We start from the raw sequence: 11,920 nt of genomic DNA, 5'->3' as shown, positions 1-11,920 counted from the left end.
CCCTCCACACCACAGCCACCGCAGACCCCTACCCACCCTCCGCCAAGCAGCCCACCGAGCCCTGAACTCCCGCCGGGATCAAGCGACTTCGACCCGACCGACACACCCTCCCGACCCACGCCCGCAAACAGTCCGCCCTCCACACCGCAGCCACCGCAGACCCCTACCCACCCTCCGCCAAGCAGCCCACCGAGCCCTGAACTCCCGCCGGGATCAAGCGACTTCGACCCGGCCGACACACCCTCCCGACCCACGCCCGCAAACAGTCCGCCCTCCACACCGCAGCCACCGCAGACCCCTACCCACCCTCCGCCAAGCAGCCCACCGAGCCCTGAACTCCCCGCAGAGTCCGAGCAATTCGACCCGACTGCCGCTCCCCCGGCCCCACCGCGCCCCGGCCTGCGCCCGCAAGCAGTCCGCCGACTCCTGAACTTCCCTCGGCGTCAGGAGAATTCGACCTGCCCGGTGGCGCCGAGCCGGTCGACCAGGGCCCGCAGCCCGCTGTGGTCGCGTACCAGCAGTCGCCGGGACGGGTCGGCCCGGCAGTCGTCGAGGATCCGTTCGCCGTTCGGGATGCGGGCCAGTTCCATCACCCGGCGCCAGCTCGCCCAGTCGGTGGCGGCGAAGGCGGTCAGGCCGCGACCCAGCAGGCCCAGGAAGCGATGCCGCCGGTCGGCGTCCAGCCGGTGGAAGACGGTCTCGGCGAGCACCGCGGTGATCGAGGCGTGGCAGTACTCGTCGCGGCTGTGCAGCCGCACGGTCGCGCTGTTGACCGGCTGGATCCGGGTGTCGTCGGCCAGCAGGTCCAGGTAGGCGTTGACGGACATCTCCGCCACCACCGCGAACGCCAGCGTGATCAGTGGCCGCTGCCACGACTCGTCGGCCGCCTCGCACAGCGCCGCGTGGTCCCGGACGGTGCACGGCGGCGGCAGGTCGGTGACGGCCCCGGGTAGGCCGCGGCGGCGGTGCGTCAGCGCGCTTGCGTCCAGGTGCATCAGCGAGTGGTACTGCTCGTCGACCATCGCCTGCGCGACCGAACGGCGCAGCGCCTCCCCGCGCGCGCCCGCGTACGCGCCGTCCAGTGCCTGCGCGAAGGCCGCGTTGACCACGTACTGCTCGGCCTGCACGGTGCGGTGGTTGTAGGCGATCCAGGCCCAGGCCAGCAGCCGGGTCCGGGCGTCCGGCTCCAGCTGCCGGTAGGCCGGGTGGTCGTGGAACGGCAGGATCCGCTCGGGATAGTCGGGCCGGCCCGGGTCGAACAGGGCGTCCAGATCGGCCTCGTCCCGTTTGACCGCGGCCCGCCGGTGCCAGTTGTCGGCCAGTCGGCGGACCACCGCGCTCTCCGTCGGATCGTCCGGGTCGTGGGCGGGCGCCCCCGGCAGCAGACTCTCGGGGACGCCCGGCGGGGGCCGCCAGTCGGACTCCGGCGTCACTGCCCGGAGCCGTCGACCCGGCCGGCCCCGTCGAAATGCGAACCGGAGCCGTCGACCCGATCGGCGCCGTCGAAGTTCTGCCCGTACCAGTCCTCGGGCAGCACTTCGGCCTCCGGGAGCGGGCAGGCCACCGGCTGCGACAGGTCGGCGTCCATCGACTTCATCCGGTGGAACTGCTCGCCCAACGGGGCGATCACGTGCTTCTCCACCTCGTGATAGGTGGTCAGCCGGGACAGCGGCACCCGCCGCAGGAACCAGTGGCCGCGCAGGTCGCAGCCGATGTCGCTGCCGCGGAAGTGGCCGGTGGTCCACCCGGCGCTCTCCAGCTCCTTGGTCCGCTCCAGCCGGAAGAACTGGAAGATCTTCTCGGCAGTGTCCATCGCCCGCTCGTGCGGGTCCGCCGGGCGCGGCTCGGCGACGCCGAACCAGCACTCCGGTTCGTCCGCGTCGTCCAGGTAGGCGTCGTTGAAACCCAGCCAGGGCCAGACGAAGGCCATCAGCCGCGCCCGGCCCATCGGACAGTCGTCGCCCGACGTGCCGGGCGGGACGGTCGTCGGGTCGAGGTAGAACCGGCCGAGCCAGGTCGGCAGCCACAGGTAGAACGGGTAGGAGCTGTCGTCCGAAAGCAGGTAGCTGTTGGCGTTGGAGAACAGCGCCTGTCCGCCGATCGGCTTCAGGCTGACCCCGTACTCGGGGATGGAGAAGCGCACGTTCAGCACCTCGAAGAAGGCGCGGACGTCGGTGAAGTACTGCTCGAGGTGGCGGTATCCGTCGACCGCCGCCGCGGGAACCTGCTGCCTGAAGGTCATCGTCGACCCCGATCGTCCGGGCCCGCGCCGCGGCGCGGACAGCTGTTCCGTCACATACCGCGACTGGATCACTACAGTCTGATTGGACCGGTTCGCGCCCGCACGACCAGCGGCGCTCGGAGCAACCGGCGGCCGGAGGGACGGGCACCGGGATGTGGGATGTCGCCGTGGTGGGTGCGGGCGTCGGCGGCTGCTACCTGGCCCACCGGCTGGCCGGGCCGCGCACCGCGCTGTTCGAGGCGAGCGCCCGGATCGGCGGGCGGTTGCGCTCCGCGGCCCTGCCGGGGCTGCCCGAGGTGATCGCCGAGTACGGGGCGATGCGCTTCGACCCGACCGAGCACACCGTCACCGACCTGGTCCGCCACCTGGGCCTGGCGGCCGTCGACTTCCCGGTCGGCCGCCCCGAGAACCTCGCCCACCTGCGCGGTGTCCCGCTCCGCACCCACCAACTGCTCGCCGGTTCCGCCGAATTGCCGTACCGGATGCGGCCGGCCGAACGCGGACGCACCGCGGACGGCCTGGCCGAGCTGGCCGCCTCGCAGGTGCTGCCCGACTTCGCCGCACTGCGCTCGGCGATCGGCGGCACTTCGGCGATCGGCGGTACTGCGGCGGCGGTGGAGCACTACCGGCAGGCCCGGCGGGCAGCCCGCTGGCGGGGGCGGGCGCTGCACGAGGTGCCGTGGACGGCCGTGCTGGACGCCGGGCTCGGCCCCGAGGCCGCGCGATTCGTCCAGGACAGCGGCGGCTACGACCAGCGGACGGCCGCCGGCAGCGCCGCGCACTGGCTCGACGCCATGGCCCAGAACCCGCCTGGCGTCGGCCTGTTGCGCCTGCGCGACGGTTTCGAGGCACTCCCCCGCGCCCTGCACCGTCGCTTCACGGAGGCCGGCGGAGCGACCTTCCTCGAACACCGACTGACCGGCCTGGAGCGCTCCGGCGCCGGTTACCGGCTCCACTTCGAGCGGGCGCAGGCGCTGGCCCGGACGGTCGTGCTCGCCCTGCCGCCGTCGGCCGGCGCGACGGTGCTGCCGCTCCCCGGGGCAGCCGCCCAGCTCCACGTCCCCGCCGTCAAGCTCTTCCTCACCTACCCGACCGCCTGGTGGCGCGAGGCGGGCGTCACCCACGGGCGGAGCACCACCGACCTGCCGAACCGTCAACTCTGGTACTGGCACACCCCGGAGGTCGACGGCCCCGCCGCCCTGCTCGCCGTCTACGCGGACGGCCCGGCCCACCCGCACTGGGCCTCGACCTCGCCTCAACTGGCCTCCCACGCGCATGAATTGGCCGTCCGGATGCACGGCCTGGACACCGCCCCGCCCCCGACCGCCGCCCGCTGGCAGGCCTGGCCGGCCGCCTGGCCCGTCTGGCGGCCCGGCCCCGACCCCGACCGGGTGATCCCCGCGATGCGCCGCCCCCTTCCCGGCGAGCCGGTCCACTGGATCAACGACGCCTGGACGCCCCGCCCCGGCTCGGTCGAGGGCGTCCTACAGGCCGCCGAGAGCGTCCTGCAGGCCGGCTTCGGGCTCGACCCGCCGCCCTGGCTCCGGCCGAACGCGACGCACTGGGAGCCGAGTTGACGCCACCGGCGACCGAACCACCCCTGCCCGAGGAGCACACCGTGACCGCCACCGTCCCCCTGCCCAAGGGCCGCCTGCTCGATGGCCGACCGCTCGCCGACCGGCTCGCCGCCGTCCCCGCCGTCGTCGACCGGCTCGGCGGCGGGCCGGACGACTGGGCGGTCAGCGAGATCGGCGACGGCAACGTCAACTACGTGCACCTGCTGCATGGGCCCGCCGGACGGCTCTGCGTCAAACAGGCGATGCCGTACGTGCGTGCCGTCGGGGAGTCCTGGCCGCTCACCCCGGAGCGCGCCTTCTACGAGCACCGCGCCCTGCTGGAGCACGCCCGGCACTCCCCCAGGGTGCCCGAAGTCGTCCACTACGACGCCGAATTGAACCTGCTCGCGGTCGAGCACCTGGCACCCCACACGGTCCTGCGACAGGGTCTCGTCGACGGCGTCCGCTACCCGCACCTGGCCCGGCAGCTCGGCGAGCACCTGGCCGCCACCATGGTCGGCACCAGTGACCTCGGCCTGCCGGCGACGCGGAAGCGGCCGCTGGTCGCGCTGTTCCACGGGAACACCGAGATGACCGGCCTCATGGAGGACATGGTCTTCACGGAGATCTACCACCCGCACCCGCGCAACTCCTGGACCAGCCCCCAACTCGACGCCGTCCTCGGCCGGTTGCAGGCCGACACCGCCGTCCGGACCGCCGTCTCCCGGCTCAAGCTGCGCTATCTGACCTGCACCGAGGCGCTGTTGCACGGCGACCTGCACACCGGGTCGGTCCTGGTCACACCGGACGACACCCGGGTCATCGACCAGGAGTTCGCCTGCTACGGCCCGATCGGCTTCGACCTCGGCACCCTGCTGGCCCACCTGCTGATCGCCCACTACGCCCAGCCCGGCCACCGCCCGCCCGGGCCGGACCGCGACGGCTACCAGGACTGGCTGCTGGCCGCCGTCGACGAGCTGTGGCACGAGTTCACCCGCCACTACCTGGCCCGCTGGGAGCGCGCGACCGCCGGCACCGCCTACCCGCGCGTGCTCTTCCCCGACCCCGCCGAACTCGACGCCGAACGCCGGCGCCACCTCGGCCTGGTCCTCGCCGACACCCTCGGCTTCTGCGGCGCGGAGATCCTCCGCCGGGTCTTCGGCTTCGCCCACGTCGCCGACTTCCAGACCATCCCCGACCCGGCCGTCCGCGCCGCCTGCGAACTCCCCGCCGTCGCCCTGGCCGTCCGCCTGCTCACCCACCCCGAGGCGTTCCCGACCGTCGCCGCCCTCACCGCCGAAGTCCGCACCACCGCAGGCCGTACTGCCTCGGGTCGCACCGCCGACATCCGCACCGCCGACATCCGCACCGCCGACATCCGCACCGCCGACGCCCGTACCACCCACCCGAACTGACCCACCATCAACCGATCGGTGGATGCCGGCCTCCACCGCAGCGCTCTCCGACCGTGGCCGTCCGGTCGATCCGGCGGCACCGCACCCGCTGCCAGGCTGCTGCCATGGCAATCATCGAGGTGGAGAGCCTCGTCAAGCGGTACGGCGGGCACACCGTGCTGAACGGTGTCGGCTTCGCCGTAGAGCAGGGCGAGATCTTCGGCATCCTGGGGCCCAACGGGGCCGGCAAGACCACCACTGTGGAGTGCATCGAGGGGCTGCACAGCCGGGACGGCGGCACCGTGCGGGTCTGCGGGCTCGATCCGGGGCGCGACGGCCACGAGGTGCGGCAGGTGCTCGGCGTGCAGCTGCAACAGAGCGAGCTGCCGGACAAAATGACGGTCGGTGAGGCGCTGCAGCTGTACAGCTCCTTCTACCGGCGGCCGGCCGACTGGCGGGAGCTGGCCGAGATCCTGCACCTCACGGACCGCCTCGGCACGCAGTTCCGCCGGCTGTCCGGCGGTTGGAAGCAGCGGCTGTCGATCGCGCTGGCGCTGCTCGGCACCCCACGGGTGGCGGTGCTGGACGAACTCACCACCGGGCTCGACCCGCAGGCCCGCCGGGACGTGTGGGGCCTGATCGAGCGGATCCGCGACCGCGGCGTGACGATCCTGCTGGTCACGCACTTCATGGACGAGGCGGAGCGGCTCTGCGACCGGCTGGCCGTGATCGACGCCGGCCGGGTCGTCGCGCTCGACACCCCGGCCGGGCTGACGGCAGCCGGCGGCGGGGCCGGGCAGCGGATCCACTTCCGGCCCGCCGAGCCGCCGGACGATGCCGCGCTGGCCGCACTGGCCGCCCTCCCCGAGGTCAGCGGCGTCGAACGGGCCGGCCGCCGGCTCGTGGTGACGGGCACCGGGCAACTGCTGCTCGCCGTCGCCGGGCTGCTCGCCGCCCACCGGATCACCGCCCTGGACCTGAGGGTCGAACAGCAGTCCCTGGAGGACGCGTTCGTCACCCTCACCGGCCACCCCGACGCCTGAGGAGTCCCGTTCCATGCCGTCCCCGCTGTTCCGACTCACCGTCACCGAGACCAGGCTGTTCCTCCGCGAACCGGTCGTGGTGTTCTTCGCGCTCGCCTTCGCCCCGCTGCTGCTGGTCGTGCTCGGGCTCGTCCCCGCCATGCGGACCGCCAGCCCCGAGCTGGGCAACGTCCGGCCGATCACGCTCTACCTGCCGATCGTGGTGGTGCTGGGCCTGGCCCTGTTCGCGCTCAGCGGCCTGTCCCAACTCTTCGCCGGCTACCGGGAGAAGGGCGTGCTGCGCCGGCTGCGGACCACACCGGTGGGCCCACTGCTGCTGCTCGGCGCCCAGCTGCTGATGGCCGGCGTGCTGTCCCTGGCCACGATGCTCGTCATGCTGACCGTCGGCCGCCTCGCGTTCGACATCCACCTGCCACGGCTGCTCCCGGCGTACCTGCTCGGCTACCTGCTGGTGGCGTCGGCGATGTTCGCGATCGGCCTGCTGGTCGCCGCGCTCGCCCCGAACGGGCGCAGCGCCGCCGCGGCCGGGTCGCTGGTGTTCTTCCCGCTGGCGTTCTTCGCCGGCCTGTGGCTCCCACGTGCGCAGATGAACGACGTCCTGCTGACGATCAGTGACTTGACGCCGCTCGGCGCGGGCGTGCAATCCTTGCAGGACGCCACCGCCGGGCACTGGCCGCACCCGATCCACCTTGCCGCCCTGCTCGGGTGGACGACGGTGGCCGGCGCACTCGCTGCCCGGCACTTCCGCTGGGAGTAAGGGTTTTGAGCATCGACGCGGAGCCGCGCACCGCGGTCGACCGGCGGGAGCGCACCGCGACGGCAACCTTCCGGGCCCTCCCATTCGTCCTGCTGCTCTGCAGCACCGCCGTCACCGTGCTGCAACTGCTCCAGCGCGCGCCGATGCCCGTCCCGCTGCTGCTCGGGCTCTCGGCCGCCGCCGCGCTGTGGATGCTCGGCTTCCAGTTGCTCGGCCCGGCCCGGCGGAGCTCCCGGGTGCGCGGCGGGTACTGCGCGGGGCTGATCCTGCTGTCGGCGGGCCTGGTCGCCGTCGCCCCCTGGTACGGCCTGTTCGCCTTCGCCGGCTACCCGTTGGCGTTCCAGCACCTGACGGGCCGTCCGCGCTATGCGGGCGCCGCCGCCACCGCGCTGATCTCGACGACGGCGTTCATGGGCGGCGTGTCCGGCATCGCCGCCGCCGGCCTGTGGTGGGACTGGGCCGGCGTCGGCCTGATCTCCGCGGTGCTCGCCGGCGCGCTGTTCCACTTCGTCGAGACCGCCGACCGGCGCAACGCCGAACAGCGGCTGGCGCTGACCCGCCTGCACGAGGCCAACGCCCGCCTGGAGACTGCGCTCGCCGAGAACGCCGGCCTGCACGCCCGGCTGATGGCCCAGGCCCGGGAGGCGGGCGTGCTGGACGAGCGGCAGCGGATGGCCCGCGAGATCCACGACACCCTGGCCCAGGGCCTGGCCGGCATCCTCACCCAACTCCAGGCCGCCGAACAGCACCTGGACGCTCCCGCCACCCTGCGCCGCCACCTCGGGCACGCCACCGGCCTCGCCCGGGAGAGCCTCGTCGAGGCCCGCCGCACCGTCCACGCCGTGCAGCCCACCGCCCTCGCCGAGGCCCGGCTCCCCGACGCCATCGACGACGTGGCGGGGCGCTGGTCCGCGCTCCACCTGATCGACGCCCACCTGACCACCACCGGCGACGCCCGCCCGATGCACCCCGAGGTCGAGGCGGCGCTGCTGCGCACCGCCCAGGAGGCCCTGGCGAATGCGGCCAAGCACGCCCGCGCCACCCGGGTCGGCCTCACCCTCTCCTACCTGGACGACCTGGTGACGCTCGACATCCGCGACGACGGCGTGGGCTTCGACCCGGCCGCCGCCCGCCCCGACCGCTCTCCCGACGGCGGCTTCGGGCTCGCCGCCATGCGCCGCCGGGTCCAGCGCCTCGCCGGACAGCTCGTCGTCGAATCGGAACCGGGCGGCGGAACGGCGATCTCGGCCACCGTCCCCGCCATCCCCGCCGTCCCCGCCGTCCCCGCCGGAGGCGTCGTCGCTGCCGAAAGCACCCCCGGAGGCACCTGGTGATCACCCTGCTGATCGTCGACGACCACCCCGTGGTCCGGGACGGGCTGCGCGGCATGTTCGGCGCCGACCCGCGCTTCGAGGTGCTCGGCGAGGCCGCCGACGGCGCGGAGGCCGTCACGGCCGCGGAGCGGCTGCGGCCCGACGTGGTCCTGATGGACCTGCGGATGCCCCGCACCGACGGCGTCACCGCCATCAGGGAGCTCGCCCGCCGCGGGCTGCCCACCCGGGTCCTGGTGCTCACCACCTACGACACCGACAGTGACGTGGTCCCCGCCCTCGAAGCCGGCGCCACCGGCTACCTGCTGAAGGACACCCCCAGGGAAGAGCTCTTCCACGCCGTCGAAGCCGCCGCCCAGGGCCGCCCCGTCCTCTCCCCCGCCATCACCGCCCGCCTGATCGGCCAGGTCCGCCGCCCCGCACCCGCCGCACTCTCCGCCCGCGAACTGGAAATCCTCGAACTGATCGCCAAGGGCACCACCAACCGCGAGGCCGCCCGACAGCTGTTCATCAGCGAGGCCACCGTCAAGACGCACCTGCTCCACCTGTACGCCAAACTCCAGGCCACCGACCGCGCCTCCGCCGTGGCCGCGGGCTTCTCCCAGGGCTACCTGACACCCTGACTCACCGGCGCAGCACCGACCTTGACGCACCGACGCCCGCAGAGGTGCTGATGCCGCGCCGACGCCCGGGCATGCCGACGCCGCCGGACGGCGCTGGGGCGGCCGTCGGCGGAGTCGGCGCAGGAGGCGGCCCCGGGGGTGGCAGCCGGCCGTTGCCGCCGCCCTGCCCTGTGTCGTTCCCCCGTGGGCTCCGGGGCCGCCGCCCTGCATTGGCAACTCTGCCAAGTGCAGGGCGGCTTCTCCGAGTTCCCCGGACGATCCCGGACGATCCCGGACGGTCGGGCACTCTCCCGCAGGGCGCGCGACGGGCGGACCGGGGAGTGGGGACGATCAAGCGGCAGGAGCCCAGCGGTGATCAAGAGCGCGTGGCAGACGCAGTGAAGGCCACCCGTCAGCGCCCACTCGACATGGCGGTAAACCCCGATGAGTCGGGCCGGCGACCACCGGACCCGCAGCCCGGCCCTGTTCGCCGAACTCAACAGCTCGCTCGCCACCTCCCCCGCCGGCCCGCCTCGGCACCTGAGCGCGACTGCAAGAGATTTCATCATCCGCAGAATCGAACGCGCGCGTCTCCGTCCGCGCGACCGCCCGGGCACCGTCCGCGCACACCCACCAGCGGCGACGACGCCCGAAGCGCCCTCCGGACACGATCCAACTCCCCCTCGAACAAGGTGAGTCAAGGGTTCCGTTTGCGCCGCGCTGGCTCAATCACCGCCTTGCGACCGATCGTTCGACTGCTTAGCGTGATCCGGCGCTCACGTTGAGCACCCAACCACCCCTCTGGGAGCCGCGAATGACCAGCTACATCGAGCCGATCGAGCCGACTCCGTACATCGTGGAGCAGAACCGGGCCGCAGTCACCACGGCGCCGGGCCCGAACACCGACTTCGAGGATGCGTCCCGAGGGCTGATCGCCGTCCCGGACGTCGCCGCCATCTACTCGCGTACCGACCCCACCAAGGTGGTGTGGGACTTCACGGCCTACGACTTCCTCGCCGACACCGACTGGAAGGAGGCCCCGTCGACCGCCAACCCGCTGCTCTGGCGCCAGGGCCAACTGGCCTCCCAGGCGGGGCTGTTCCACGTCACCAGCCTGCACGGCCGGACGATCCACCAGATCCGTGGCTACGACCTGTCCAACATGACGATCATCAACGGCGACACCGGCCTGATCGTGATCGACCCGCTCGCCAGCTACGAGACCGCCCAGGCCGCCCTGGCGCTCTACCGCAACGCCACCGAGGACCGCACGCCGATCTCCACGCTGATCTACACCCACAGCCACGTCGACCACTTCGGCGGCTCGCGCGGCCTGTTCGCCGAGGTCGGCGACCAGGTGCCGGCCACCCTCAAGGTGTACGCGCCGACCGGGTTCCTGGAGCACGCGGTCAGCGAGAACGTGTACGCGGGCCCGGCGATGGCCCGGCGTGCCGAGTACATGTACGCCGCCGCCCTGGACAAGGCACCGACCGGGCAGATCGGCACCGGCCTCGGGCAGACCAACTCCATCGGCGAAGCGACGCTGATTCCCCCGACCGACAACATCGGCGACGGCCCGTCCACCTTGCAGGCGGAGTGGAAGTCCAGCTACGTGATCCCGTGGCGGCGCGGTCTTTACGCGCGGACCATCGACGGCGTCACGGTGATCTTCCAGCTGACGCCCGGCACCGAGGCCCCGGCCGAGATGAACTTCTACTTCCCCGAGATCCGGGCGCTGTGCATGGCGGAGAACGCCACCCACAACCTGCACAACATCCTGAGCATCCGTGGTGCCCAGGTGCGCGACGCGCACGTCTGGTCGACCTACCTCACCGAGGCGATCCAGGCCTTCGCGCCGTACAGCGACGTCGAGTTCGCGTCCCACCACTGGCCGCACTGGATGTCCGAGAACATCGTCGAGTTCCTCAGCAACCAGCGCGACATGTACGGCTACCTCAACGATCAGGCGCTGCGGATGCTCGACGCGGGCTACACCGGCATCGAGCTCGCCGAGAAGCTCCAGACGCTGCCGCCGAACCTCGCCGACAAGTGGTACACCCAGGGCTACTACGGGTCGCTGAGCCACAACTTCAAGGCCGTGTACCAGCGTTACATGGGCTGGTACGACGGCAACCCGGCCAACCTGTGGAAGCTCCCGCCCACCCCGGCGGGCGTCAACTACGTGCAGGCGATGGGCGGCGGCGCCGCGGTGGTGGCGCTCGCCCAGCAGTCGTACGACGCGAACGACTACCGGTGGGCGGCCGAGCTGCTCAACCACGTCATCTTCGCGTCCGGCAGCGCCGACAACCCGGTGGCGGACGAGGACCTGGCCCAGGCCAAGACCCTCCAGGCCCGGACCATGACCCAGCTGGGCTACGGCTCCGAGAACGGCACCTGGCGCAACGCCTACCTCAGCGGCGCCTGGGAGCTCCAGATGGGCCACGCCCAGCCGCCCACCATCACGGGCATGTCCGACCTGGTGCGCAGCATGGACCTGTCGCTGTTCTTCGCCGGCATGGCCAAGAGCATCGACGGCCCGACGGCCGGCGCCGAGCAGCTCACCCCGATCGTCCTGCGCTGGACCGTCACCGACGACCCGGCCGCGGACGGCGGGACGGACATCGGCACCACGGTGCTGCGCAACGGCGTGCTGGTCTACGCCGACGGCACGTACGAACTGGCCGGCGACCCCGCGGCGACCATCACCATGACCCGCGACACCTTCAACAACCTGGTGATCGCCGGCATGGACTTCAAGGCCAACTTCGACGCCGCCGTCAACAAGGGCGACATCCAGATCGACGGCGACCCGACCGCCCCCGACACCGTCCTCAGCTACCTCACCTTCCCCGACCCGGTCTTCCCCCTCGTCACCCCGCGCCCGAACCCGGCGCACAACTGACCACCGGCGGGCGGGGCCGGGCCTGTCGCCCCGGCCCTGCCCGCCGCGTCGCCGCCTCCTTCCGCCGGAGGCGGCGTTCCGCTCCCCCGTACA

At 72.7% G+C, this 11,920-nt stretch carries 9 protein-coding genes; 7 read left to right on the top strand and 2 right to left on the bottom strand.

Annotated features, from left to right (window positions below; translation table 11 throughout):
* Nucleotides 1-443 precede the first annotated feature (443 nt).
* Nucleotides 444-1,433, bottom strand: coding sequence for a diiron oxygenase (locus ACIQF6_RS01270; RefSeq protein ID WP_400888578.1), 990 nt, complete (start codon nucleotides 1,431-1,433; stop codon nucleotides 444-446).
* Nucleotides 1,430-2,242, bottom strand: coding sequence for a hypothetical protein (locus ACIQF6_RS01265; RefSeq protein ID WP_400888577.1), 813 nt, complete (start codon nucleotides 2,240-2,242; stop codon nucleotides 1,430-1,432). The genes ACIQF6_RS01270 and ACIQF6_RS01265 overlap by 4 nt, the downstream gene beginning before the upstream one ends.
* A 152-nt stretch (nucleotides 2,243-2,394) precedes the next feature.
* Between ACIQF6_RS01265 and ACIQF6_RS01260 the strand changes: the two genes are divergently transcribed.
* The 7 genes from ACIQF6_RS01260 (at nucleotide 2,395) to ACIQF6_RS01230 (ending at nucleotide 11,827) form a co-directional block, all read left to right on the top strand.
* Nucleotides 2,395-3,819, top strand: a complete 1,425-nt coding sequence (locus ACIQF6_RS01260) for a flavin monoamine oxidase family protein (protein WP_400888575.1) — start codon at nucleotides 2,395-2,397, stop codon at nucleotides 3,817-3,819.
* A 41-nt stretch (nucleotides 3,820-3,860) separates the two neighbouring features.
* Nucleotides 3,861-5,213 (top strand): S-methyl-5-thioribose kinase, encoded by a 1,353-nt coding sequence (gene mtnK / locus ACIQF6_RS01255; RefSeq protein WP_400888573.1) that lies wholly within the window; start codon nucleotides 3,861-3,863, stop codon nucleotides 5,211-5,213.
* Between the two features lie 104 nt (nucleotides 5,214-5,317).
* The gene (locus ACIQF6_RS01250) at nucleotides 5,318-6,235 is read left to right on the top strand and encodes an ABC transporter ATP-binding protein (protein ID WP_400888571.1); all 918 of its coding nucleotides are present in this window, start codon (nucleotides 5,318-5,320) and stop codon (nucleotides 6,233-6,235) included.
* Nucleotides 6,236-6,248: 13 nt separating this feature from the next.
* Complete coding sequence (locus ACIQF6_RS01245; protein ID WP_400888569.1) at nucleotides 6,249-6,992, top strand: ABC transporter permease; 744 nt, start codon at nucleotides 6,249-6,251, stop codon at nucleotides 6,990-6,992.
* 5 nt (nucleotides 6,993-6,997) lie between these two features.
* Nucleotides 6,998-8,326 (top strand): sensor histidine kinase, encoded by a 1,329-nt coding sequence (locus ACIQF6_RS01240; protein ID WP_400888568.1) that lies wholly within the window; start codon nucleotides 6,998-7,000, stop codon nucleotides 8,324-8,326.
* Nucleotides 8,320-8,946, top strand: coding sequence for a response regulator (locus tag ACIQF6_RS01235; protein ID WP_400890069.1), 627 nt, complete (start codon nucleotides 8,320-8,322; stop codon nucleotides 8,944-8,946). Before ACIQF6_RS01240 ends, ACIQF6_RS01235 begins: the two co-directional genes overlap by 7 nt.
* Before the next feature lie 793 nt (nucleotides 8,947-9,739).
* The gene (locus ACIQF6_RS01230; RefSeq protein ID WP_400888565.1) at nucleotides 9,740-11,827 is read left to right on the top strand and encodes an alkyl/aryl-sulfatase; all 2,088 of its coding nucleotides are present in this window, start codon (nucleotides 9,740-9,742) and stop codon (nucleotides 11,825-11,827) included.
* Nucleotides 11,828-11,920: the final 93 nt, after the last annotated feature.

Origin of the sequence: Kitasatospora sp. NPDC092948 (assembly GCF_044754805.1) — a bacterium.
Taxonomy (GTDB): Bacteria; Actinomycetota; Actinomycetes; order Streptomycetales; family Streptomycetaceae; genus Kitasatospora.
Note: the sequence above shows the minus strand (reverse complement) of the source record. Positions and strands in the feature narration are given on the sequence as shown.

Excerpts from the sequence above, each read along its gene's own strand:
- ACIQF6_RS01245 (WP_400888569.1), top strand. The coding sequence starts at position 6,249 with ATGCCGTCCCCGCTGTTCCGACTCACCGTCACCGAGACCAGGCTGTTC.
- ACIQF6_RS01250 (WP_400888571.1), top strand. The coding sequence starts at position 5,318 with ATGGCAATCATCGAGGTGGAGAGCCTCGTCAAGCGGTACGGCGGGCAC.
- ACIQF6_RS01260 (WP_400888575.1), top strand. The coding sequence starts at position 2,395 with ATGTGGGATGTCGCCGTGGTGGGTGCGGGCGTCGGCGGCTGCTACCTG.
- ACIQF6_RS01230 (WP_400888565.1), top strand. The coding sequence starts at position 9,740 with ATGACCAGCTACATCGAGCCGATCGAGCCGACTCCGTACATCGTGGAG.
- ACIQF6_RS01265 (WP_400888577.1), bottom strand. The coding sequence starts at position 2,242 with ATGACCTTCAGGCAGCAGGTTCCCGCGGCGGCGGTCGACGGATACCGC.